Origin of the sequence: Methanohalophilus profundi, assembly GCF_004137855.1 — an archaeon.
Classification (GTDB): domain Archaea; phylum Halobacteriota; class Methanosarcinia; order Methanosarcinales; family Methanosarcinaceae; genus Methanohalophilus; species Methanohalophilus profundi.
Genome location: NZ_QBKB01000002.1, coordinates 373891 through 398820 on the forward strand (window position 1 = coordinate 373891; position 24930 = coordinate 398820).

Consider the following 24930-nt stretch of genomic DNA (forward strand, 5'->3'; position numbering starts at 1 on the left):
TTCTATCAGAGTTGCTGTTCAAACATTTCTTTAAGTTTACTTATATCAGCAATAATTGTATCCCGCTCTAATTCGACGGGATTTTGCTCCCTGCTGTATTTATCCGTCAACTTGTCAATAAAATCCAGTTCAATATGAGCAGAAATAAATTCCGGACTGTATGAAGACAAATCTCCAAGAGGTATTACTGCAACACTTCCCTTTGTAGTCTTTGCCTCCAGTCCTTTAACTACAAGTGAATAATTGAATTCCAGGAAACCATATGTACGAGCCAGGTTCCTGGATGTATCCTGAACCTGTTGTGCCCTTTTTGCATTCATACGCCGATAAGCAGCAGTTGAATCTTTATATTCCAGAAAACAGACCCTGTTTTCCCTCCACCAGACTGCATCATATTCTGCAAGAGTGGATGAATTGCGGGAAGCCAGAACATTGAACAATATACCATTTATATCCGAAATGTCCAGGTTTTGTCGAAAATCATATTCAGATTCTACAATATCGGGCCGGGTACGCAGACTGTAAGGCTCTTGTTTTCTGAATTCCAGCATAGATGGAAATAAAGCTACCTTTTATTTAAAATTGATCAAGGAAAGAAAAAAGGAAATTATTTCCTTATATCCTTTTCACCCATTTTGATGTCCCCGACACCCAGGAAAGTAAACCTGGTTTCCATTGGAATTCCCACTCCATGCACCTGAACATCCTTGCGGTTAACATCTATAGTTATTTCACCTTCGTCCAGTTCGGCTTCATGCATGTATTCCATTACCAATCTATGACCAATCTCACGGGCAGCCTGTACAGCTTCTTCATGTGACTTGAAAGTTTCATTCCCGCCGGGATAGAACAATGATACTGAAGACGGACGCAGGTTATATTTTGATTCACCGAAATTCGGACGAATCAAACTTCGATACGCTTTATTCCCTTGCCTGCAAGGCCCCTACAGCATTGCCAACCTCGGCATATTCAGGCAGAATTATTTCCGCATCTACTAATTTTTGCATATCATTTACATAGGCCTGTACAGGACCCCCGAGCAGTACCACGGGAACATCTACATGAAATCCGCCATAATGATTGCCACGGACAACTTTATTGATCTGTGAATCCTCGAGGTCATTAAAGACATAGGAAAGAAGGTTCTGTGCCATATTCTTTGCAACTTCATCTTTAACTTTACCGGCAATTTCATCAGCATCCATATCTGCAAAGTACCCAAGTATTTCTGCGCCGACTCTGGAAGCTTCACTATCCCACTCATCATATTCCCCAAGAACATGAAGGGCGTCCGTTGAAGTAAAACCTATGGCCTGCACCAGACGTTTCTGGATCAGGCTTGCCATGACCATAGGCGATGGCAATGCTTTACTGTCCCAGTAGATGTCACTCACTGTCAGGGGTTCATCCTTTATGCGGGAAAGAAGATCTTCTTCGCGCTCTGTAAGTTCAATGGGTTCCTGTTTGGTTCTGATGAAGAATTTTGTGGGCTGGATATTTTCCCCTAGCTGGCTTTTCAGTATACTCTGCCCTTTCTTGAGTTTCGTAACAATTTCCGGATATTTACTGGCAGCCACACAGAGAGGAACTACCCTGCGTGGGCCTATGAAAACATTATGATTCTTAACCCACACATGACTGTCCCCACCCATTGCAGAGGTTTCCATTCTAATGGCTTCCACCTTGGTTGGCCAACCCCCAACAGTTGCCCCTTCATCTGTAATTTCAGGGAGATTATCAATAACCATCGCTACATCGGTACTTGTACCACCGACATCAATGACCAGGCAATCTTTGCTTTTGGCAAGATATGAAGCACCAACAAGGCTTGCTGCAGGACCGGTAAATATTGATTCGATCGGGTGTTTGAGAGCTTCTTTCATACCCACTATGGAACCATCACATTTGAGCATCATAAGTTTTGCATCTATTCCTCTTCGATCTATCTCAGATGCAACTGTTTCCATAAACCGGGTCGATATGGGCAAAAGCTGGGCGTTTAGATAGGCTGTAACACCTCTTTCATATGCCCCCAGGGACTGGGAAAGTTCATGGCCACAGATCACAGGCAAACCGGTCATTTCATCTATAACTTCCCTTGCCTTCAATTCATGATCCGGGTTTCTTACACTAAAATAGGATGAAACTGCAAATGCCGAGACCTTATCCTGAACTTTTTCTACAAATTCTTTTATAGAATCCAGGTCAAGGGAATATTTTTCGTTGCCTCCGGAAGAATGGCCGCCCTGTACAGATATTGAATACTTTATGGATGAATCGTTTGGAACCTCTTCCCCTATCATGATAAGAGCTACCGGATAACCTGTACCTTCCAGAATAGTGTTGGTTGCAAGAGTGGTAGAGACCGATACCAGAGATACTTTTCCAGAAATGACTGATCCAGGCCGTCAAGTACTTCCTGAATTCCATCCAGCAAATCAGGATAGGTCGTGCGGGCCTTTCCATGATCAATAATCTTCCCATCCGAATCCCGCAGGATTACGGCATCTGTATATGTTCCACCGGCATCTATACCAAGACTGTATTTCATTTGTAACCCTCTGGCAATTTTTAATTAGAAAAACATTATATTCAATTTAGAATTAATTTTTTAATTTCTCTTACGCAACAATACCGTCAACCTGCACAACGATAAACCTTTCGTTTTGCTTTCAAGTAACAAAAGGTGGTTTTTCCTTTTAAGCATGATGAAATACTGAAAATACACCTGTATTTCAGCGGTTGTGTGTACATTCAATAACCATCAATTTTTCAAAAAACGAACGTGTCTCAGCTACCACACAAGCACTGAAATTCTCTCGCTCTATGAGATCAAATACTTCCCCTTTACCTGTAAGGGAAGAAATAAATAACAGAACACTCCCACCGGGTTTGAGATAGCCAGATACTTCAGCAAAAAAGGTTGCTATAGTATCCCTTCCCTCAACTCCTCCATCAAAAGCATAATTGAGCCAGCCCTCTAACTTTTCGTCTTCGGAGGTCGGGAGATAGGGAGGATTGAACAGTATGACATCAAAATATGCTTTTTTCCTGAGCCCTGCGAAAAGGTTACTGCGAAAAACCTGAATTCCGTTCTTATATGCGCATTCAAGAGCATCAGGATTTATGTCACAACCCAGGGGTTCTACATTCTTATTAGCGGCAACCCCTGCAGAAACAAAGCCATTCCCCACACCCATTTCCAGAACATTCATACCGTCACTAATACGATCTACCGCAACATCTGCAAGCAGGAAAGAATCTTCCGCAGGTTCGTACACTTCTTTTTCAATGCTAACATAAGCATTGCGATATGAAATGGGAGCCATTAGTTATCCCTTGCTTCATAGATAATATTGGATATTGTTGCAAAATCTTCAGGAAAAAGCTGCTCGGCCCGTTTTCCCAGGAAATCTTCAGGAATTAAACGAAGAATGTCTTCCTGGTTTGCCAGAGGTGGATTGTATTTCGTAAGAGCATTTTTCATTTTCTTGCGCCTCTGGCCAAAGGCAGCCTCAACAACCCTGAAAAAGATTTGCTCATTCTTCACCTCAAAAGGCGGTGGCCGGGGTACCACTTCGACTACTGCGGACCAGACTTTTGGAGCAGGAGTGAAAGCAGAGGGAGAAATTTGCGAAGGAGTCTGACATCAGCAAAATACTGTGTGTCCACTGAAAGGCGACCATAATTCTTAGAGCCAGGCACTTCTACCATTCTTCTGGCAAACTCGTACTGATACATTAAAATTCCTTTTTCAAAACCGTGGTTAAGAAGGCGGAAAGTTATGGGAGAGGAGATTGAATAAGGTAAATTTGCTACCACTTTATTGAAGGCAGGCAGTTCAACTTTCATTGCATCCCCTTCAATTATATCAATATTGGATACTTCGTGGAACCTGTCCTGCAGCACTGCCACCAACCGGGGATCCCGTTCTATAACAATAACCCTGCCTGCCCTGGAGACAAGACGCTCTGTCAGATTTCCGATACCCCCGCCTATCTCAAGAACAATATCATCAATTTGCAGGTCTGCAGCTTCTGCTATTGAGTCCAGTATTGGTTCATTTACCAAAAAATGTTGGTCAAGGGAACCACCCCTGATCCCATATTTCCTAAGAATCGAGTATACCACACCTACACCCTTTATTCATTGAGGGGGCGGCGATGTGGCCTTGTGAAAAGTCTGTACTTGATATTATCGTCTTTCAGTTCTTCCATGATACGATTGACAATAGCCTTTTGGGGCGTATGTACTCCACCCACACGTTCATGCAGTTCTTCAAGACTTTTGAACTCACCCTTCTTACGTTCATCGATTATTGCCCACATGAGTTTTTTGCCAATACCGGGTAAAAGCTCTAGCATGTGCTGGCGAGTAGTTATTGGATGAGCTTCATTAAAGAACTTTACAAAACGCTCCTTATGATGTTTTACCGATTGCTCCAGTACATATGGAAGCTCAAGCTGTGCACCACTTGTAAGATCATTGTAATGGATCCGATGCTTGACATGATCAATTTCTTCCCTGTCACCCTCTCCAATATAAACTCTGGACTGTATCTGAGGAGTGACTTTTTCCTTGGGGACAAGTTCCATGAGTACGAATTTAGAATCACCCACTGCCTGGACTAAGGGTATTTTCTGGTATGTGGGACGTGGATCATTAGGATTTCCATAAGGAAGATAATCCAGAACCCATGCGTACTCTTCTCTTTCAGTTTTTTTCCCCTTTGTATTCATTATATCCTCCACGGTGCAAGTAAGACTATTGATCTTATCTAAAAGAAAAGTCGTATATGGAATATAAATTTATTCCATATAATCCATTACGAGTTCAAGGATGGTATCAAGCTCTTCATCTGTAAGAGTGTATCTCTCTTTGGCATAAAGTGTACGGAGTTCATCCCTGGAAAGTGGCATTGTGTCCACTATCCGAATTGCAATCTCCGGTTTCATTTTCTCCACTTCAAGCAATTTGTTGACAAACTCGCGTGCCTTTTCAGCACTTGTCCTTGAGAACATGTCTGCATGGTTTATGGCTTTACGCAGCTCATATCCAAGCTCTTCTTCGTTATTGACACGTTCTTCCAGAATCTGGTGGAGAATTCCCCTGACCTCGGGTAACGTAAGTAATTCTTCATCAAGAACTTTTTTAACTATCATTGGAAAGCACTCATCCATTCTGCCTTAAGTTGACCTGCCTTAAAGGCAGGAATAATGCAACAGACTAAACTATCAGAGGCAAAGCAGATATAGCTATTTCTGCAAGCCTTTGATATTTATATTTCTAACCGGAAATCAGTATTTCTGGGGTTTAAGGTGCTGTGGCAGGACGATTACCTGCTTATTTGCATTTCCTTCACGTACCTCAAGGATGTAGGCACGCCCGCGCTGAGAGAGTACCTTACCAGTTTTACCCTGATATCTGGGATTTGGCATTCCTTTCTGGACACTGGGATCAATATCGATATGAACTCTCTGTCCTTCACTGAAACTCTGGATGGCCTTGCTCACAGGAGAGAGACCTCTTTCCCTGATTGACTTTTTAAGTTTGTATCTTGTACAGCATCTTTCACCATTTGATTTTGGCATAATGTTCCTCCGTTGATGATATATAAATTATAATCCGGTTAGTTAGATCTTCACATCGACCACATCAAGTTCTTCAACCACTGCATCAATTCCAAGCAGACCGGTGAGGCTCGGGGTCGTGCGTCCCTCGTCACTGGATATAAGCTCTTTCACATAAAGCCCGCCTTCACAGTCAACCCTGATTATTGCATGATCCTGATGATATTCGAGGAGTTCTATCGAATGCACCTGACGTTTCCTTACAAGATCGGCCCGTCGATGCGACACCCTTTGAGGTGTGCGCTGTTCGATTAGATTACCCTTAAGGTCCTCAAGAGCAGACCTGATGGCGTCTTCCGTAACAGGGGCACTGAATGTAACTTTAAGCTTATAAACTTTATCCGCCGTAGAGTTCTTAAGGGTCTGAATTCTGGCCTTGTCCGCAAATTTGAGACCTTCAACTTCAATTTTCCCGTCAGATTTGCTGTTTATTTGTTCTTCCAGGTCAGAAAGATTGTAGTCACGCCTGCCAGGATTAAGAGCTTCGATTACAAAGGGGCGACCTGCACCAAGCATTAAGGCGTCGATGTCTTCCCTTCCTGCACCGTGGAATTTAGTATCATCACTGTCAAATGCCTCAATTACAGGTTCACTAACCAATTCATCCACGGATTCAGGATATTGTTTTCCTGTATCATCACAGCTCTGACAACCCCTGCCTTTGCATTTGCGGCAGGGCCATCGGGTCTGGGGTATGCCACGCACAAGTTTGCGATAGCGCCCTTCCACGTAAACCGAGCGGATTTCCAGTATAATATTTTCTTCTGCTATGTCAAGCATAACAACAACATCGGGCATTTTGATGTTTACTTCCTTGCCGCTGCGGGCTGCCAGGCGCTTTCCGATCTCCCTGTTAAGTTCGGTTTTTAACTGCTCGGCATAATCTGCCCCGCATTCGGCCCAGAGGATCTCTTCATTCTCAGCCAGCAGTCCACTAACTTTTGTACCCACGACAAAAGTGGAATACTCGATTCCTTCAAGAGCCTTTATAGCTCTGTCCACCCATTCATCCAGATTATCAAAAAGCCCAATGCATACCCAGCATTCCTCTTCTTCGCAGGAGGCATTCAGTGACTTACATGCGTAGGAGTTGGAAGGGGCGAGTTTTTCAAGTAAATCCTTATAGCCTTCTTCTTTCATCAGGCGTGCAGCTTCTAAAGAGAGGGAGAGTTTGATAGCCTCTCCTCTTTCAGCATTTGTCAGGCCAGTAAGCAAGCGGGCAAATTGCCTGCCCATACAATTATCGCATATTGGGCCTTCCTCAATGATTCGGGCTGCTGTTTGCATTATGGTCATGTATTCACTTCCAATAGCAAAAAGGTTAATATTCTTTTTCCCTGCGGTCAAGTTCGTTGTGTAAAATTGTAATACAATGGTCCGAATGGAGCGATATCGGGCCTATATTAAGTTTTATTGCACCGGCTTTTTCGATCTCTGCCTCTTCTTCTTCAGTAACACCGTTGTGATCACCCAGAATAAAGACCATATCCCCCCCGGGAAGAGTTTCTTCCCGGATTTCCTTGCCGTCTTCAAGTAGATAATACAGGGAACAACCCTGCTGTTTGAATTCGGAAAGGAGAGTGGACAGGTTTGCATCACGCACGGTCACCCCGGGAGTTGAACGGATCTCAAAGTCAGAGGAATCCTTATCGAGGGCTTTTTTGATAAGGGAGCCACTGCTTCGTTCATCCGGATTCAGATACCGTACGGTCTCGCCGTCAAATTTGACAACCCTGCCTGGATCGGGTTCTCCGAGAAGCAGCAGGTGGATCTGTACGTCCCGGCGCAGGTCATGGGAGAGAAAGAGGGCTGAATTTACGCACCTGCACAGTATATCCATCCTGCCAGCAGAACCAGGCAGGTCATTCAGGGAAAAATCATCGGCGGTATGCGCCTTATGGGCAATAATGAGAAAATGTTTCATGATATGTTATCCTTTCAATTTCTGATGCCGATAAAATGTAAGGTACTATTTAAAGTTGATTATGTATTTTGCTAATTCAGCAGGTTTATAAATTCAAAAGGTTATTAATTTATTGTAAATTCAACAGGAATCGCACAAATGGCAGACGAAATCGATTATGATATCATTGGGAATGACATGCAGCTTGTGGAGATCGAACTTGACCCTTCCGAAAGTGTGAGGGCTGAGGCCGGTGCCATGATGTATATGGGTCAGGACATCAAGATGCAGACCTCAACAGGCGGCGGGCTTTTCAAGGGACTCAAGAGAATGGTTACAGGTGAGAGTTTTTTCATCACTTCCTTTACCAATGACGGGGACGGTAAGGAAAGGGTCGCATTTGGTGCACCATACCCGGGCAAGATCATTCCTATAGACCTGTCAGAAGTAGGTGGAAGTTTCCTGTGCCAGAAAGATGCTTTCCTGTGTGCTGCCAAAGGTATAGAGGTGGGTATCGCTTTTTCCAAGAGGATAGGTGCAGGCCTGTTCGGGGGAGAGGGTTTCATCCTCCAAAGACTTGAAGGAGATGGTCTGGCTTTTGTGCATGCCGGTGGAACGATAATCAAAAAAGAACTGGATGCAGGAGAGACCATGCGTGTGGATACCGGCTGTCTTGTGGCTTTTTCTGAATCTGTGAACTATGACATAAAATTGATAGGCGGATTTAAGAATGCACTGTTTGGCGGAGAGGGAGTGGTCCTTGCTACAGTATCAGGTCCCGGTACGGTGTACCTGCAGAGCCTGCCATTCTCCAGACTGGCTGACAGGATATCGGCTGCAACCGGCCTTGGTTCCCAGAGTAACAGGGGCGAAGGCGGCGGTTTGAGCGGCATCCTCGGCGGCGATAAGAACTTCTAAGGAGCATAAATGATGCGTATACTTGCAATGTCCGATGCACACGGAAATTTTACACGCATCCCTGCAATACTTGAGAGGGCAGGGGATGTGGATTTGATAATGGTTGCAGGAGATATTACCAACTTCGGGCCGGATGAGAAGGCCCTGGAGATGATGGGGATGTTTGACAAACCAACCCTGGCCGTTCCGGGCAACTGTGACCTGCAAAGTATCTGCAATCTTCTGGATGAGTCAAAGGCCATAAATCTCCACGAGCGTTTGTGGACCATGGAAAATGTGGCTTTCATAGGGATGGGCGGGTCCAACCCCACACCCTTCAAAACTCCCTACGAAATCGAGGAGGAGGAAATTGCAGCAACCCTGGACAAATTGGCTGCTGAAGGAAGACAGAAGGGTGATTACCTGGTGCTGCTGTCCCACTCACCCCCTTACTGCACACTGGATCGCATCGAAGCCGGCAATGTGGGCTGTAAGGCTGTAGCCGATATGCTGGGCAAGGTGTGGACCTGATAGTCTGTGGCCATATCCATGAGGATAAGGGAGTCATGGAAGTGGCAGGTACAACTGTCGTGAACACCGGTATGGCTTCGGAAGGCTCGGCTGCCCTTATCGAACTGGATGAGAAATCTGGCAAACTGGATATCGAGATGCTGCAGGTCTGATCTCAGGGGTCGATTTCCAGCAGGTCCGAAGCGATGTGCACCTCACCTTTGAATCGGCTGCGCAGGTATTCCAGTGATTCCTGTTCATGGCCCTGCATTTGCGGGTAGAGATGGGTCAGGTAGAGTTTGCCTACATCAAGTTTTTCGAGATAGGGGCCCAGCATATCCGGTGTTGTGTGGCAGTCAACGCCAAAGCCCGGGGGAAACGAACATTCGTGGATGAGAACATCAGCCCCCTGTGCCAGTTCCATGAGGGAGTCACAGGGTTCGGTGTCCCCGGCATATACCATTATTTTCCCTCCCTCCTCGAGTCGGTAACCCAGGGAGGGGACACTGTGCACGCCTGCGGCACAGCTGAGCCGGCAGTCACTGCCGTCAAGTGCGATTTGCCGGCCGGGTTCGAGTTCGGTGACGGAGAGGTCAAACCTGCCCTGTAAATAGGGATACAGCCCGAACAGGCCGTCCAGCCAGTCCCGGGTGCCCTGTGGCCCGTAGATGAAACAATCGCTTTTCTCGCACAACCAGCGGCTCTTGAGCAGGGGCAGGACATCAGCCACATGATCCAGGTGGAGATGGGTCAGGATTATTGCATCAACATCCCGGGGATCACGCCCGCTCTCAAAGAGGCGCTGCAGCACCCCGGCCCCGCAGTCAAAAAGTAATAAACGGTCGTTCTTAGTCTCAACTGCAATCCCGGACTGCACCCTGCCGGGCTGGGGGATTGCCACACCGCTACCAAGGAATTGTATTTTCATGCTTACCATAATAAGGTTTAAGTAACTTAACTCTAATTATGGATTCCGAATAGCCTTATAAAGCTCATTCATCCAACCAACCGGCAAAGGCTAATTCTACACATCTTCCTGCGAGGGTTGCCCAGCCCGGTCAAAGGCGCCGGACTTAAGATCCGGTTTCGAAGGAATTCGAGGGTTCGAATCCCTCCCCTCGCACTTGTTTTTTTGGGTTATAGGTAGGGTAGAAAAATGCAACCCTTAAGATAAATACTGGAAGTAATTCCGTTTTTAAGAAAATAAATAATTTTATTAAAAGATAATTGCTTTTGATTTAGAAAAATGGGAGAAAAAATAATTTTACTTCTCCAATTACTTCTCTTCTCTTTTCAAGAACATCGCAACCGCAAAACCCAGCATTCCTATAATTAACATTGGATTGGCAGTTGGAACATCGAAGTTTGGTTTTGATTAAATTAGACTGCAGGTATAAAGTAGGTTAAAATGATAACTTTTTACTAATTTACTGTAATGTTAATAAATAATGGTTATGTTAGGAATTGTATTATTCTAAACTTGTTTAAAATAAGAACAATATAATTTAAATTATATGTCTAGGCGTATAGCATCTTTATTCTATAAATACCATGGCGGCCACTACTGTTGTCCATAGACCATGCTTATCCACTTTTGCAGTCTGGCATGTATGGTCCGTATAGATATTATGGCCTTTTGCCTGGTAGATATTTTTCCTTTTAAGCCAAGTCGAATCTACATCTAATTCAATATTTAGAGTTGTTGTCAGCATAGTAACAGCCATATATTCTGCATACATGCCTGCAGTGTTCTCGTCTTCTCCGAAAGAATAGTATTTGTAAATACGGCCGTAATTTTCTTCATCATCTAAGATAGCGCTACCTACAGATGCAGCAATCCATCTGTGAGGTTCATTTGTTTGATTTTTGGTGAGAGCACAAAATACAATTTCACCTGGGTTTAGATTGAATAAAATTTCGTTTTTTGAAACGGTTCTACATTTTGAAGGTATTATACTCGATACTTTTACTAGATTTAATTTTTCAATTCCCGCGTCTCTTAAAGCAAGTTCAAAAGAGGTTAGTTTATCTTTACTTATCCCGGTGCCTTTTGTAAAAAAAACTTTTGTTGGAATCATATTGAAAATTAAAAAATATTACTGTCCTGCAAAATTGTATACTTTGTCTAATATTTTGTGGTACATCTCATTGTATTCGGGAATCGGCTTAATTTTTTCTACATCATAACATTCATTAAAATGTTTACCAAGCACTTGTTTGGTAAAATGTTTGTTATACTTCTTGTATAAATTATTACAAATACGGTTTGCATCATCAAAAGAGAGTGTTGTTGCGAGCTCAGCCATTTTGCTCATGAACAATGCATCCAATCCTCCTGCATGATCGATCATTTGTAATGAATTTGGTACTGGTCCTGCCAGCATATCTGCCCCGCAGACAGTAGATGAAATTGTTTGAACTGCAGTTTCATAAAACATCATTTCAGTGCATGGTCCCGCAAAATTTGTAACATCCACTCCATGCAATAATTTGGAATTTCTGGTTAGTGCTAAGAATGCAATGGAGGAGGCCCAAATGGATTCCGCAGTTGAAGATGAGCCTGTTTTTCCATCGAGTGCAGCATGGAAATACATCATTGTGTCATTTATTGTTCTACTTTTTATAGCTTCGGCAACAATGATAATTGCCATTTGTTCGGGAGACGATATTGTGTTTCCGCCAAGCATTACAAATTGATCACTATCATAGGGGATACCAAATTTTTCATAATGAATAGTTTGTGTTATAGAATCAATATTAAAGGTCATGTCCGTAGCATTGTATATTTCATGAATTGTATTTTGACTAGTCAATTTGCAATTAGTAATAGAAAGAGATGCTCTTATGTCTCCTATTGATGGAGGTATATTATAGCACATGTTTGGTCTGTTTTCTAATTTTAAAGCTTCATTGAGCATATGGATTGATTTATAGGCTGTATTAAGCTCAAGTGGTGTGTGCAATGTACTTTTTTCAGATGTAATCAGTGATGCTGGTGTGAGGTTATCTATATCTCTAATTTTTGCATATGATTGATGGATTGGTATAAAATATTTTTCTGATGCAGGTGCAGCGCAAGGCCCTCCCCATATTGAGGGGAGACGTTCATCTAGTACTTTTCTGAAGTTTATACATATATTGTCAAATCCTTTGCCTATAGTTAATGAACGACCGATATTTTCCATATTATCTAGAATTTCATCTCTTTTTGGTTTATATATTCTTTTAGTTCCTGTTGCAAAAAAACCTGTAGTTTCAACTAGATCAAGAGCAGCTAAGTAAACACGATCTGCCATATTAAAATCCAAAGGCAACAAGTTATTGTTATCAAAAATAATGTTATACTTGTTAATTAGTATCATACTTGTTTCATGAACTAGCTCTTCATAATTTTTTTGTGATACTTTTTTCCCATTAAAAATCTGCTTCACAATTTCATTCATTTCGATTTCGTTCATTTTTATCAATTCCATTATTCTTTTCTTTTGGTATATACTTTGTTTCACTTTCCACATATTGATTTCTGGTAACGAATTGGAGAATGCATAAATTTTATATAACATAAATAATCGCATTGCGCAAACTTTAAGTAACATTAATATTATGTTTTATATAGAGGTATAAGTTATGATAAATTTTGATAAGAGTGGAAAGAATATACTGAATGGTATAAAATTGGAAATGTTTTCTCCTGATGAAATTGAAGACATCCATTATGCAACACTCGAAGTGTTTGCAGACGTTGGAATTATGGTGACTGATCCGGAAGCGAGAAATATTTTCAAGGAAGGTGGTTGCGACGTTGACGACAATACACAAATGGTGAAAATACCCGAAACTGTAGTGACTGAAGCTCTTCGAACTGTGCCTTCTCGATTCAAGCTTTATGGTCGTGAAAAGAAGAACACTCTTATTCAGGAAGTGGGTGGTAAAGTTCACTGGACAAATTTCAGTACTGGCGTCAAGATGAGCGTTTACGATGAAGTAACGGGAAAATATGTCCCCCGGGATAGTACTGAACAAGATGTTGCAGATACTGCAAAAATTTGTGATTGGGCAGACGGCATTGATTATTATGGAATGGCAGTTTCAGCAATGGATTGGGCTGGTAAAGGTGCAACGGATCTTCATGAAACATTTGCTGCCTTTACAAACACCTCAAAACACGTTATGTTAGACCCTGTGGCTGAAAACTTCGAACGCTATGTGGACATGATGACAGCATACTATGGCGGGGATGAGGAAGAAGTGCGCAAAAAGCCGATTGGGTGTATGGCCATGTGTCCAACAAGTCCTCTTGAAATTGGGAATAATGCATGTCAAATGACAATTAAAAGTGCACGCATGGGGATACCTAATTCAATAATTAGCATGGCTATGGCGGGAGCATCTTCTCCTGTTTATCTTGCAGGTACTCTTGTCACTCATAATGCAGAGGTTCTTGCATCTGTTGTTCTTTCCCAGCTCGCGGAGCCCGGTGCTCCTGTGTGGTATGCCTGCTCAACAACGTCATTTGACCTTAAAACCGGAACTGCTCCTGTTGGTTCGCCAGAACTTGGCCAGATCAATGCCGCTGTTGCAAAACTTGGTCAGTATTACAACATTCCTACATTTGTTGCTGGAGCTTAGTCTGACTCAAAGGTTGCGGATGCACAAGCAGGCCATGAAAAGACCCTCACAAACCTTCTGCCTGCTCTTGCTGGTGCAAACTCTATCTATGGTGCAGGTATGCTTGAGCTTGGGATGACATTTTCTATGGAACAACTTTTGATTGATAGTGAGATTATCAATATGACAAAGATGGCTATGAGGGGTATTCCTGTTTCAGAAGAAACTCTTGCTATAGATGCCATCAAAAAAGTAGGTCCAGGAAAGAATTTCCTATCTCATAAGACGACACTGAATAACATTGACCTCCCCTCACACCCAATGCTTTTCGACAGGACTATGTATGGCGATTGGGAACGTGCAGGTGAAAAGAACGCTCTAACTCGAGCACACGAAAAAGTCGAGTCTGTGATGAAGAGCCATGAAGTTCTCCCCATTGATGCTGACATATTGAAAGACATGAAGGCTATTGTGGAAGAGGGCGATAAGGCATTCATAGCAAGCCGCTGAAAAGATATATCTTTTGTTGCTGATTTTACCTTTTTTTTGATTCTCTTTTTATCATTTTTTTCAAAAAGTTTACACAAAATAGTCTCACGAATGTTTTCTTTTTGCCTCAGTCTGTTTTTGTAATAGTTATATTTATATATGTATCTTTTTTGAACAGCAATGCTTATATATTAGTAATTTTGCTTAACCAAAATTATTAAATAATAGTAAATCAAATTACTATTTGAAGGAAAACTTGAATAATCGGTTTCCTTATAAAAAAAAAGGAGATACAAAATATGAAAGATGAACTGATACTTCAAAACATCAAGGAATCCTTGATTAATATTGAAGAGGAAAAGTGTATGAATTTAATGCAAGATGCTCTTGATGATGGTTTTCTACCTGTTGAGATTATTGAAGAAGGCCTGTCACCAGGAATGTTGAGTGTTGGAGAACAATTTGAAGATGGCGCTGTTTTTCTTCCTCAAGTAATGATGGTTGCAGCATTGATGGAAAAATGTGTGGCCTTCTTAAACGACAACATGCCTGAAAGTGAAGCATCTAAAATACATGGAATTGTTGTCATCGGAACTGTCGAAGGTGATGTGCATGACATTGGGAAGAATATCGTAAAAGTACTTCTTAATGTTAATGGATTTGAAGTTCATGATGTTGGGAGAGATGCTCTTCTCAGCAAGTTCATTGAAAAAGCAAAAGAAGTGGATGCTGATATCATAGCTTCTTCCGCATTGATGACCGGAACCATGGAAGCAATGGGAGATCTGGAATCAGAGATCAAAGCAGCTGGAATCCACGATCGTGTTAAAACCATGGTTGGAGGGGCTCCTGTTACTCAGTACTGGGCCGATAAGATTGGTGCCGATGCTTATGCAGAAAATGCAGGTGAAGCAGTAAAGTTAGTTAGTGATATGGTGAAATGATAGGTATTAATGTTCATCTAAAAAAGTAAGTTAATTTATTAATATACTAAATATATTGGGCGATATTATGGAATATGAACAAAGAATGGGCGATGGACGAAGAATAATGATGGCCAAAGAAGACATCATTACGGATATTGAAAACGGGTCAAATGAAGCTGCTGAGAAAGGAAAAATTCCTGCCCTCACGGATGACGACATGGATCATCTTTTGAATATTTTTTTAGACCCTTCAAGAATGGCCACAGTTGATGTGGGTGATGAGGTAGTAATGAGTACCGATGAAGGATATGCAGTTTTCAGTGGAAACTACAGTGAAATGGGTGGTGCAGGTATCCCAATGGATGCCACCAGTGCCAACATTGCTATGGAACGTGTCATGGGTGCAGATTGTGTGACTTATGCATGGGTGGATTATAACTTTAAACCATCCAAAGCAGTGATCACCCAGCTTCAACAGGAAATAGAGTCCATTCTTCTGAATACCATCAGTCCCTGCTCTTATGGAGCCATGCCAAATCTTGGATCCTATTACAAACCGGATGGTCCATTTGACAATGTCGGTGATCTAATGGCAGAAGGCAAAATTATGGAGGCCTTGGAAGTCTATAAACAAGTAGCTGAAGATGCAACTGAAGATATGGTGTGGGTCACCGGCAAACTTGCAAAGATGGGATTGGACAATCTCAACATCGACACTGCTGGAGCGGCTGGAGATGGTGACTTCCTTGCAGCCCTTAAAGCAACGGAAATTTTGAAGAAAACAATTCCTAATTTTTCGGTCGAAGTAGGTATGGCAAACGAATTTGTATTGGGAATTGATGGCACAATGGAATATGATAGTATGCGTCTGGCAGGTATGTATCCTCATGACCAGGTAGTAGCATGTGAAAAGGCTGGAGTGGATATTTACGGACCGGTGTGTAATACAAACACTCGTAAATCCACACCATGGAATGTTGCACGAGCTATTGCCTTCACAAAAGAATGCAGTAACGTCGCAAATATCCCTGTACACCCTAACATGGGGATGGGTGTAGGGGGTGTCCCGATGGTTGAAAATCCGACTCTCGATGCAGTGACAAAAGCATCAAAGGCTATGGTAGAGATTGCTAATGTGGATGGCATATAGGTGGGAGTTGGTGACGGAATAGGTGTAACTCTGGGACATCACATGGCTTCCGGGATGAATGGTATTCGTACTGCTGGAGATCTTGTTCTCAGGATGCAAATGACTGGGATGAGATTGGATGAAGCAAAAGAGTATGTTGCTAAAAAACTTGGTGTCAATGTTTCTGACCTTGCAGATCCGTATCTTATGAAAGAAGTGAGGGGGGAATTGGATATTGGTACTGTACTCGGAGTACCGGGTCATGCCAAGGGCCTCAAAGCAAAAGCTAATATTGCAGAAGTTTTGGGAATTGAAATTCCTTCTGTAAACATGCTTGGAAATTGATCGGAATGTAAGGTTAAATTATGTTTTGGTTTGTAAGTATTTACTTTTATAATATGCATCTTGCAAACCAAAACTATATGAATGTTTTGGAGGTCTAAAATATGGATAATGAGATAGTAAGCGATGTGAAGTCGCATCTAGAAAGAACAGTAACATGGAAAGTTGGCCTTTATCTGGCTATAGCTAGTATACTTGATTGGGTATATCTCAGTGGTCCAGCGATTGCTGCAGTTGGTAAGTGGGCACCACTCGCATGGCTGGCTGTAGTAGTATTACAAATAATAGCTCTTCTTTCAATACTCGAAGTGGCTGTGATGTATAAAGATTCAGCCGGTGGTATATCAACTTACGTAATTAAAGCTTATGAACACCGAAGTCCCCTAATAGGTCCTTTAGCTATGTGGGGTTATTTCATGGGATGGGGGCTTGCTATTGGCGCAGTTGCACTCTTTGCAGGATTTTTTATACAATATTTCATCCCTGATTTTAATATTGTAGTGGGTGCATTGTTAACAATGCTTGTTTGTCTTGTGGTCAATCTTCGTGGGATTGAAGCTAGTGGCCGTATGCAATCTCTTATAACACTGGTATTCGTAGCAACTATTATAACCATAATTGCTTCTGTTGTGCAACTACCTGTAATTCCATATTCAGGGGTCCCTGATATGTTATTACCAGAAAATAATCCATTTGTAGCAATTGCTGGTATCCTTTTCCTGCTTGCTTGGTCTGGATATGCAATAGAAGCGGTTTTGACCATAGTACCGGAATATCTCGACCCTATAGGTGATACCAAAAAAGCTACTATTGCATGTGGAATGGTATATGCTGTGATGACAACTTTGATATGTTTGGCACTTATTTTATACTTGCCATTGGAAGTGACACTCAATGATCCTTTTACGCCACTTCTCCCACTGGCTGAAATGGCTTTAGGATCTGCTTTTGCTTATGGATTCGGAGTTATTCTAATAATAGGCCTAATACTCAATACTAACCTGTGTTTTGTAGCCACTTCAAGAGTGCTTTATGAAGCAGCAAATACAGGATATCTACCCAGAATATTTGGTAAGTTGAATAAGAATAAAGCACCAGCTGCAGCTCTGGTATTCCTGTTTTTAGTGAATGCTATCCTAGTAATAGCTGTTGGAGAGGCGCCTTTATTCCTATTGGTTGCAGGAAACATTGGGTACTTTGTTGTGATAATTCTTTCAAATTTCACCCCTTATGTCATGAGACACGACTTCCCAGACATTACACGTGAGTATCGTGTATCTGACTATTGGATTTATGCTGGTGTGGGTGTTGGAATTATTAACATAATCCTGTTGATAGTTGGTGCTTTGTCATATGGATTGACAAACCTTGCTGTAGGATGTGCATTGTTATTAACAGTATATCCATTGTATTTCTATAGAACAAAAGTGGAAGATAAAAAGATGCAGGCCAGTGCGACAGATATCAAAGGAGATGAAAATTAAGGAGATTAGTCTCCTTTTTTTTTGTTTGAAACACGGAGGATTGATCATTTTTGAGAGGTTAAATTATGGTTGAATACAGAAAATTAGAACGAGCAATCACATGGAAAACCGGGGTATTCGTGGCTTTAACCTGCGTTCTAGATTGGTTCTGGCTAACAGGGACTGCTATTGATATGTCAGGTAAATGGGCAATTGCTGCTTGGGCTACAGCAGTACTTCTTCAAGGAGTGGCATGTATTGGCTATCTTGAAATGGCGACCATGTTCAGGGATTCATCCGGGGGTCTTCCCACATATGTCCATGAAGCATTCAAAAAATATAGTCCTCTGCCCGGGACAATATCTTCATGGGGATATGTCGTCGGTTGGGGTGCAGCTCCGATCGCAGTTGTTTTATTCGCAGGTTTTTTTGTCAGAGAAACGTTGCTTCCTTCTATGAACCCAACGGTTTTTGCGGTAATTATACTGTTATCTGTTTGTCTTCTGAATTACTTTGGAGTCAAGGTTTGGAGTAACGCAAGCACTTTCATTGTTATTACTGCTTTGATTTGTCTTTCTATTTGCGTTGGCAATTGGTTATTCCCCATTCCGGAATCCGTGAATCCGGTTGGGTTTGGGTACGTGGGCGAGAATCCAGGGGTTCCAACTTTTATAGCTACAGTCTTTATTTTAGCATGGAGTGCATATTCATCTGAAGTTGTAATAACCTTAACGGCTGAATACAAAAATCCGGTGGAAGATACTAAAAAAGCATTATTTTGGACGATCTTGCTTTTCCTTTTCGGGACGACGTTCGTAGCTGCCACATATCTGAAAGCACTACCTCTTGATACAATTCTTAACCATCCTTATACTCCCCTTTTACCTCTCGCTGAACATCTGATAGGTTATGCCGGAAAGGTAATCGTCACAATTGCAATGGTCGTTGGTCTTTTCCTGAGCACGAATGCATGTTTAATTGCAGCATCTCGTGTTCTTTTCCAGATGGGAAGATCAGGAACGACGCTCAAACAATTTGGGCACTTGAATAGGTACGGATCCCCTGCTGGTGCAATATTTGGTTTAGCATTGCTCAATATAGCTATGATCACCATTTTTGGCGACCAACCAATAGCAATCCTACGTGCCGGAGATATCGGATATTTTGGAACTATTATCCTTGCTAATATATCCTTCATAATGTTAAGACGCGACAGGCCGAATGCAGAAAGGGGATTCCGTGCACCTAATTTCTATGTGTATATATGTGCATTGCTTGCGATAACCAACCTTGTGATTGTAACGGTTGGCTCGTGGGAGTGGGGATTACTCCGTTCTTTGATTGGTGCTTCACTGTTATTGACATGCCTGCCTTTCTATTTCTACAGGACGAAAGTACAGGATCGAAGAGAAATCAAAGGGGATAACATCAATGAAACTTAATTTATGTAAAGTGTCAAATGATGAATTTTTGATAGGAAATATATCATCCTTTACTAATGCTTTTGCTACTGGATGGTTATAAGACATTAATTGTTAGGAGGAAGATTAAGAATGGCTACACAGGAAGAGTTACAAGAGAAAGGAAAAGCTGCAGTCATGGACTTTGATGACGAAGCAGTTGTAGAAGTTGCAGAAGAATGTATCTCTGAAGGACTTGACCCGGTTGCACTCATTCAGGACGGTTTCACAATCGGAATGAACGAGATTGGGGACCAGTTCGAGCAGGGAACACTTTTCCTTCCACACGTTATTGCTGCATCCGAAGCGATGAGCGCAGGCGTTGAGGTTCTCACTCCCGAACTTGAGAAACTCAGCTCAAAAATGGAAGACAAAGGTACAATCGCAATCGGTACCATTGAAGGTGACATTCACACCATCGGTAAGGATATCGTTGCAACCATGCTCAAGATCGCTGGCTTCAATGTCATCGATCTCGGAAGAGATGTACCAATCGCTGACTACGTCACCGCTGTAAAAGAACAGAAACCAGCTATCGTTGGTTCCTCTGCCCTGATGACCACCACAATGGTCCTTCAGACCCAGATAGAAGAACAGCTCAAGGAAGCTGGTGTACGTGACAGCGTCAAGACAATGGTCGGTGGAGCACCTGTTACCCAGGACTGGGCTGACAAAATTGGTGCAGACATCTATGGAGAGAACGCATCCGACGTAGTCGTCAAATGCAAGGCAGCAATAGAATAAGAACGAAGAATGAAGATGCGTCTATTGGATGTATCTTTCATTTCCTTGCACTCCCATTAATAACAATCCCCCTCATTACGGTATCTTACAACCTCCCATATCACCAACACATCAAAAAATACAGAATGAGGGAGATTGTTATAAAAAAGTAACAAAAACAATTACTTTTTTTATTTAATTTTGCTAAATGATTTTATTAAGCAATTTTTAGAGCACAGCGGGATGAATATGAAAACAAAAAGTGTACTCATTGTTGAAGATGAAATAATAATTGCAATGGGCCTTAAATTGAAATTAGAGAATCAAGGTTACATCGTACGTGGAATTGTGTCAGATGGCCAAACTGCAATCAAAACTGCTTCATGTACAGGACCTGATATAATCTTGATGGATATTATTCTGAAAGGAGATATGGATGGTATTGAAGTTGCTGGCAAAATAAAGCAAAATAGTTCAATTCCTATCATATTCATTACAGGTATTTCAGATAAAGAGACTTTAAGACGAGCTCATAAAATAAAACCTGTTGGCTTGTTAACAAAACCTTACTCTGACAGACATTTATTTAAAAAAATAGAACTTGCTTTGTCCAAAGACGGCTCTTTTTCAAACGATGCTCAATATACAATTTTCAACACTTTTGGCAAACCAAATAGCCAGATGAATATGTTCGAGGTTTAAATGGAACAAAAAAACAGTTATGATGTCTTTCAATCTTTGCATCATATCTGTTTTTGCAATTGTTATCTTAGTTTGTACACATATGTTGTATTTACCATTGAACCTATTTCAAAACTCCGGTTGAAACTTTTTCCAGCACATTAGAAAACATGCTATATCCAGTAATCCTTTGAAAACAACATTTAGTCTTTCATATCTGCTTGCTATTTTCCTGAATCCCATTTTCAACCATGCAAAGAATCGTTCTATTGTCCCCCTTTTCCTATATGACTCATATTCAAGTCTTGTAGGTCTTCCTCTTTTAGGATATTTCCGATTCCTGATATTAATAGGAATGTTACTTTTTATCGCTCTGCGCCTCAGATATTTTCTGATGGTAATCTCATCATAAGCAGAATCTGCAAGTACTTCTAACGGTCTGGTTCTTGGTCTCCTTTCAGTTTTGATCTTTATATTTTCCATGACCTCAATAAAATGGTTTCTGTCATGTTCTTTCCCCGAAGTTATATGGATCGCTAAAGGAAAGCCTTCACAACTTACACAAACATGTATCTTTATTCCATTCCTTTTTTTGTGGCCGTTGTATTCGGAATTCTCTCCCCTTTTTTTGTTTCGATGAAACTGCTATCAACAGATACAACATCCATAGAGAACTTATCTTTCTGGTAAGCAGAATCCCGAAGGGATTCCATTATCTCTTCCCATACTCCTTCTTCTGACCATCTTTTAAGCCTTCTCCAGGCTGTGGCTGGAGAACCATAGCTAGCTGGCATATCTCCCCATCTGCAACCAGTTATCAGAACGAAGAGAATACCATTGATGACCTTACGGTCATCAGCTCTCTTTCTTCCAGTTATTGGTTGTGGTGGTAAATGCAGTCGAATAAACTTCCATTGCTCATCAGAGAGTTCACTGAATTCCATTCATATCCCCATAATAATATCATAGGAAATAGTATTTATAGTTTTGATATGAATTCATTATTTAATTTATTGTGATGGGTAAGTCCAAAAAACAATTTTGGCATGGTAAACCGATTTGGGTGGTAAGTGGGCGACACATGTCTTTTCTATCTGCATACAGATACCTTACCCATCACTATATTATAATAGATGTTTTATACGGGATATAATGAAAAGAACGAATGGTTCTGAATTTTATTATCCCTTTTCAGTCTTAACAATCAGCAGAACTTATTTTTTCCGAGTTTACTTATCCTGCTTGCAAGTGTCGAGTTCATGTCTGACCGTTGCCAGCTTCATCATTAAAGGCTGCGTTTTTACAATCTACCTATAACTTCCGCACTGAACTTCAGATTATAATGCTCAAAAATCAGCTTTTATCTTCCTTAAGGCAAATGTACCATTCGGAACATTTCAATTCCTTATCTTCCATGCGCTTCTTTGCATCTTCATAGGAAAGAGGAGTTCTTACTATAACATCATCGCCAGGATTCCAGTTAACAGGAGTATCTACATTCTGTGAATCTGTTTTCTGGATCGCCTGCAGGATACGTTTTATTTCATCAAGGTTTCTGCCATTGGAAAGTGGATAAAAGGCTATATAACGGATGCGTGACTGCGGGTCGATTATGAATATTCCCCTCACAGGTTGGGTATTTATGATTTCGTTCTCATCAGTTGCCTTATCTGCCTGAATATACTGGATATCGCGCATATATCTTTTGTTCTCAGAAGGCTGGAGCATCCCATATTTTTTAACTATTGACAACCCCTTATCTTCAACTATAGGAAATTCCACATCTACGCCCGAGATGCCGTTGAACTCCACCTTTTCCTTTATAGAGCACAACCAGGAAATGTGTGATTGGACACTGTCAACTGACAGGCCAAGAAGTTCTGTATTTAGCTGCCTGAATTCTGCATGCATCTTTGCAAACACCATGAACTCGGTGGTACATACAGGTGTAAAGTCTCCAGGATGACTGAAAAAAATTACCCATTTACCTTCATAATCTTTTGGAAAATTCACTTCCCCATGTGTGGTACGGGCCCAGAAAGAAGGAGCAATTTCCCCCATCATTGGAATTCTGATAGTCATATATTCATTTTGTTCCACAATAATACCCCATTTGTCTTATCATTCTTATATTCAGTTTGTAGCTGTATATTTAGGTTTTTACAATTGTTACTTCGTCCATTTATAACAAGGGTTGTATTTTTTAACGCAAAGTACCCTTAGAGGATCTTACTTTCTATCATTGCAGAATTGTAAGCAAACAATAAATCAGGTTTTTTGCAAAAACCTACATGAACATCAGCACCATCAGTATTTCATGTCTCTCAGTTATTCCACCTCAGGTAAAACATACTCATAATTGAGTATAACATTAACTTTATACAAAATAAGGTGTAAAACTATATGAGGAATCTTTAATGGAAAAACGCTGGCATTTAATATTCCTGGTAACCTTCATTGCGGCAATAATTGCATACATTTTGTTACAGGCAATTGATACACCTCTCGAAATGATTGACAGAGCAGCAGGGCTTTTTGCCTATTATTTCATCTTTCTGGCAATCCTGTCCTCTGAATACATGAAACAGATGAAAAAGGTGTTCGGGCAGGGTTTTATCAGGATTCACCATTATCTTGCACGTCTTGGGATTTCACTTATGCTGCTTCATCCCATCGCATTTGCATTTGAAAAACAAAGCATATCGGTCTTTTTTCCTGTTTTCTATCCGTTCATAGAGTTTCTGGAACTTGCGGGCAGGCCGGCTTTCTATCTAATTATAATAGCAGTGGCAGCAGGGGTTTACAGGAAACATTTTATCCGTAAATGGAAAAAAATCCACTACCTGAACTATCCGGCCTTTTTGCTAATCTTTATTCATTCATGGTTAATTGGAACTGACCTGAATTCCGCTATAATGCAGTTACTCTGGGTTTGCATGGCCCTGGTAATCACAGCAATATTTGTACATAAGCACATCATACCTCTTAGAAAGAGTATGTGAATTGTAACATAGTACAAACAATAACATATTCAAATTAAAAGGCTTAACAGCCTTTGCATTTTGTTTTGTCTAATGATAAATGTTAAAACCAGATTTCTCCCTTAACTCCCTGATCGCACTTAAAAGAAGGGATTTATAGTCGATAAATCTCCGTTACTTTATTCACCTCACACCATGCATATATCGAGGACAGGATTATCCCGGGAATTGCAGCGGATTGTGCATACAAGATCTTCATATTTGTCCGGTGAAATTATTTCTTGAAAATAGCAAATCAGCGTATATTATCCGGATATTGCCTTAATACAAAGCATGAAATTTTAAAGCCGGTTTAACATTTCGAAACAAAGAGTATATATGTAATACTCAACTACATCAGTATTAATCAGAACTGCTTAATAATGGGGTGGTATGAGCGGGCTGGGGAGTGGGGGTACTAAAAAAGGTAATTACCCCCTCATCAATTAAGAATGGGTTTTCGCTGTATATACATGTTTTACCCGGATTTCTAACCTTAATAATGATTAAAGGCATCTAGCTAAAGCATTGTACATAAATACATACAAAGATAGCATAAAACCAGCAATAATATTGCATACATATTTAAACTAATTTATAATGAGCTGAACATTAAATTATTATTTTGAATAAACATAACGTCATTATTCATGATCGCATTTCTGAAATATTAAAGGAACATAGAAATGTCTGAAGAAAACAAGCGCAAGACAGCATTCATAATGGCTATAATAGTAGGGTTTCTTGATATCCTTGTACTTTACCTAGGGACGATCAGGCCTGCCCATATTGGCTGGGCGGTAGCCAGTACAGGAATAATAACTTTCCTGGGAACACTGATGTTGATCAACCACCTTTCCAAATCCACAGACTTCGATAAAGGAGAAGTCAGAAAAGCAATGACAGGATCTTTCATTGTGGTCTATTTTTCACTTGTATCACTGCTTACATTAACAGATATTGGTATCTCGGATACAGAGTTAGCCAAAACCATTATCTCTCATTTCACCTACCTTGTAGGAATTGTTGTTGTATTCTACTTTGGGTCCCGGGCAGTTGAAAACTATTTGAACGCCCCTCAGAAACCGGGAAAATAAGGGCCATTTAAGACATGTAAATAAAAGAGGAAAAGTACCGTCCCTTCCT

25 protein-coding genes, 1 tRNA gene and 4 pseudogenes are annotated in these 24930 nt (G+C 41.1%); 13 read left to right on the top strand and 17 right to left on the bottom strand.

Annotated features, from left to right (window positions below):
* Positions 1-5: 5 nt before the first annotated feature.
* From C9889_RS01900 to trmY, 10 genes and pseudogenes are all read right to left on the bottom strand, one after another.
* Positions 6-551: a hypothetical protein gene (locus C9889_RS01900; protein ID WP_129596754.1), complete on the bottom strand. Its 546-nt coding sequence runs from the start codon at positions 549-551 to the stop codon at positions 6-8.
* A 56-nt stretch (positions 552-607) separates the two neighbouring features.
* A pseudogene (locus C9889_RS01905) lies at positions 608-2554 on the bottom strand (hydantoinase/oxoprolinase family protein).
* Positions 2555-2738: 184 nt separating this feature from the next.
* Complete coding sequence (locus C9889_RS01910; protein ID WP_129596756.1) at positions 2739-3332, bottom strand: HemK2/MTQ2 family protein methyltransferase; 594 nt, start codon at positions 3330-3332, stop codon at positions 2739-2741.
* A complete protein-coding gene (locus tag C9889_RS11010) occupies positions 3332-3580 on the bottom strand; it encodes a class I SAM-dependent methyltransferase (RefSeq protein WP_318531482.1) in 249 nt (82 codons plus the stop codon). The genes C9889_RS01910 and C9889_RS11010 overlap by 1 nt, the downstream gene beginning before the upstream one ends.
* A gap of 5 nt (positions 3581-3585) precedes the next feature.
* Positions 3586-4134 (bottom strand): 16S rRNA (adenine(1518)-N(6)/adenine(1519)-N(6))-dimethyltransferase RsmA, encoded by a 549-nt coding sequence (gene rsmA / locus C9889_RS01915; protein WP_318531483.1) that lies wholly within the window; start codon positions 4132-4134, stop codon positions 3586-3588.
* A gap of 11 nt (positions 4135-4145) precedes the next feature.
* Positions 4146-4742, bottom strand: a complete 597-nt coding sequence (locus C9889_RS01920; RefSeq protein ID WP_129596758.1) for a DUF655 domain-containing protein — start codon at positions 4740-4742, stop codon at positions 4146-4148.
* A 69-nt stretch (positions 4743-4811) separates the two neighbouring features.
* Complete coding sequence (locus C9889_RS01925; RefSeq protein ID WP_072561923.1) at positions 4812-5165, bottom strand: RNA polymerase Rpb4 family protein; 354 nt, start codon at positions 5163-5165, stop codon at positions 4812-4814.
* Positions 5166-5300: 135 nt separating this feature from the next.
* Complete coding sequence (locus C9889_RS01930) at positions 5301-5594, bottom strand: 50S ribosomal protein L21e (protein WP_129596760.1); 294 nt, start codon at positions 5592-5594, stop codon at positions 5301-5303.
* A 42-nt stretch (positions 5595-5636) separates the two neighbouring features.
* Complete coding sequence (locus tag C9889_RS01935; RefSeq protein ID WP_129596762.1) at positions 5637-6929, bottom strand: tRNA pseudouridine(54/55) synthase Pus10; 1293 nt, start codon at positions 6927-6929, stop codon at positions 5637-5639.
* Between the two features lie 25 nt (positions 6930-6954).
* The gene (trmY, locus tag C9889_RS01940; RefSeq protein ID WP_129596764.1) at positions 6955-7557 is read right to left on the bottom strand and encodes a tRNA (pseudouridine(54)-N(1))-methyltransferase TrmY; all 603 of its coding nucleotides are present in this window, start codon (positions 7555-7557) and stop codon (positions 6955-6957) included.
* Positions 7558-7695: 138 nt separating this feature from the next.
* On the opposite strand from trmY, the gene C9889_RS01945 reads away from it, so the two are divergent.
* From C9889_RS01945 to C9889_RS11015, 3 genes are read left to right on the top strand one after another with little or no spacing between them, the layout of a single operon-like run.
* Positions 7696-8454 (top strand): TIGR00266 family protein, encoded by a 759-nt coding sequence (locus C9889_RS01945; protein WP_072361148.1) that lies wholly within the window; start codon positions 7696-7698, stop codon positions 8452-8454.
* Between the two features lie 9 nt (positions 8455-8463).
* On the top strand, positions 8464-8964 hold the full coding sequence (locus C9889_RS01950) for a metallophosphoesterase family protein (RefSeq protein WP_318531484.1): 501 nt from the start codon (positions 8464-8466) through the stop codon (positions 8962-8964).
* Positions 8955-9116: a metallophosphoesterase family protein gene (locus C9889_RS11015; RefSeq protein WP_318531485.1), complete on the top strand. Its 162-nt coding sequence runs from the start codon at positions 8955-8957 to the stop codon at positions 9114-9116. The genes C9889_RS01950 and C9889_RS11015 overlap by 10 nt, the downstream gene beginning before the upstream one ends.
* Positions 9117-9118: 2 nt before the next feature.
* On the opposite strand, the gene C9889_RS01955 is transcribed toward C9889_RS11015, so the two are convergent.
* Positions 9119-9871 (bottom strand): MBL fold metallo-hydrolase, encoded by a 753-nt coding sequence (locus C9889_RS01955; RefSeq protein ID WP_318531486.1) that lies wholly within the window; start codon positions 9869-9871, stop codon positions 9119-9121.
* Positions 9872-9981: 110 nt separating this feature from the next.
* Between C9889_RS01955 and C9889_RS01960 the strand changes: the two genes are divergently transcribed.
* A tRNA-Leu gene (locus C9889_RS01960) sits at positions 9982-10066 on the top strand.
* Between the two features lie 153 nt (positions 10067-10219).
* Here the strand turns inward: C9889_RS01960 and C9889_RS11395 are convergent.
* The 3 genes and pseudogenes from C9889_RS11395 to C9889_RS01975 all read right to left on the bottom strand — a co-directional run.
* Positions 10220-10291 (bottom strand): annotated as a pseudogene (locus C9889_RS11395) (VPXXXP-CTERM sorting domain-containing protein); the annotation flags it as partial.
* A gap of 187 nt (positions 10292-10478) precedes the next feature.
* Entirely contained in the window at positions 10479-11021 is a 543-nt protein-coding gene (locus tag C9889_RS01970; protein ID WP_129596768.1) for a pyruvoyl-dependent arginine decarboxylase, read from the bottom strand.
* Positions 11022-11039: 18 nt separating this feature from the next.
* Positions 11040-12416 carry a monomethylamine:corrinoid methyltransferase gene (locus tag C9889_RS01975; RefSeq protein WP_225419948.1) on the bottom strand — a complete coding sequence of 459 codons (1377 nt, stop codon included), beginning with the start codon at positions 12414-12416 and terminating at the stop codon, positions 11040-11042.
* Positions 12417-12570: 154 nt separating this feature from the next.
* Between C9889_RS01975 and mttB the strand changes: the two are divergent.
* The 7 genes and pseudogenes from mttB (at position 12571) to C9889_RS02010 (ending at position 20785) form a co-directional block, all read left to right on the top strand.
* Positions 12571-14061 (top strand): annotated as a pseudogene (gene mttB, locus C9889_RS01980) ([trimethylamine--corrinoid protein] Co-methyltransferase).
* 278 nt (positions 14062-14339) lie between these two features.
* Positions 14340-14984, top strand: a complete 645-nt coding sequence (locus C9889_RS01985; RefSeq protein ID WP_129596772.1) for a corrinoid protein — start codon at positions 14340-14342, stop codon at positions 14982-14984.
* A gap of 67 nt (positions 14985-15051) precedes the next feature.
* Positions 15052-16440 (top strand): annotated as a pseudogene (gene mtbB, locus C9889_RS01990) ([dimethylamine--corrinoid protein] Co-methyltransferase).
* A gap of 101 nt (positions 16441-16541) precedes the next feature.
* Positions 16542-17921 (top strand): APC family permease, encoded by a 1380-nt coding sequence (locus C9889_RS01995; protein ID WP_129596774.1) that lies wholly within the window; start codon positions 16542-16544, stop codon positions 17919-17921.
* 65 nt (positions 17922-17986) lie between these two features.
* Positions 17987-19342: an APC family permease gene (locus C9889_RS02000; protein ID WP_129596776.1), complete on the top strand. Its 1356-nt coding sequence runs from the start codon at positions 17987-17989 to the stop codon at positions 19340-19342.
* A 111-nt stretch (positions 19343-19453) separates the two neighbouring features.
* Positions 19454-20104 (top strand): cobalamin B12-binding domain-containing protein, encoded by a 651-nt coding sequence (locus C9889_RS02005; RefSeq protein ID WP_129596779.1) that lies wholly within the window; start codon positions 19454-19456, stop codon positions 20102-20104.
* A 228-nt stretch (positions 20105-20332) separates the two neighbouring features.
* Entirely contained in the window at positions 20333-20785 is a 453-nt protein-coding gene (locus tag C9889_RS02010; RefSeq protein WP_129596781.1) for a response regulator, read from the top strand.
* 108 nt (positions 20786-20893) lie between these two features.
* Here C9889_RS02010 and C9889_RS02015 read toward each other — a convergent pair whose 3' ends face one another.
* The 3 genes from C9889_RS02015 to C9889_RS02025 all read right to left on the bottom strand — a co-directional run bounded on the left by C9889_RS02015 (position 20894) and on the right by C9889_RS02025 (position 22846).
* Positions 20894-21343 (bottom strand): transposase, encoded by a 450-nt coding sequence (locus tag C9889_RS02015; protein WP_129596783.1) that lies wholly within the window; start codon positions 21341-21343, stop codon positions 20894-20896.
* The gene (locus C9889_RS02020; RefSeq protein WP_129596785.1) at positions 21340-21708 is read right to left on the bottom strand and encodes a transposase; all 369 of its coding nucleotides are present in this window, start codon (positions 21706-21708) and stop codon (positions 21340-21342) included. Before C9889_RS02020 ends, C9889_RS02015 begins: the two co-directional genes overlap by 4 nt.
* Before the next feature lie 409 nt (positions 21709-22117).
* Positions 22118-22846, bottom strand: a complete 729-nt coding sequence (locus tag C9889_RS02025) for a redoxin domain-containing protein (RefSeq protein ID WP_129599373.1) — start codon at positions 22844-22846, stop codon at positions 22118-22120.
* Between the two features lie 335 nt (positions 22847-23181).
* On the opposite strand from C9889_RS02025, the gene C9889_RS02030 reads away from it, so the two are divergent.
* Together C9889_RS02030 and C9889_RS02035 are read left to right on the top strand one after the other, a co-directional pair.
* A complete protein-coding gene (locus tag C9889_RS02030) occupies positions 23182-23766 on the top strand; it encodes a ferric reductase-like transmembrane domain-containing protein (RefSeq protein ID WP_129596787.1) in 585 nt (194 codons plus the stop codon).
* Positions 23767-24470: 704 nt separating this feature from the next.
* On the top strand, positions 24471-24881 hold the full coding sequence (locus C9889_RS02035; protein ID WP_129596789.1) for a hypothetical protein: 411 nt from the start codon (positions 24471-24473) through the stop codon (positions 24879-24881).
* Positions 24882-24930: the final 49 nt, after the last annotated feature.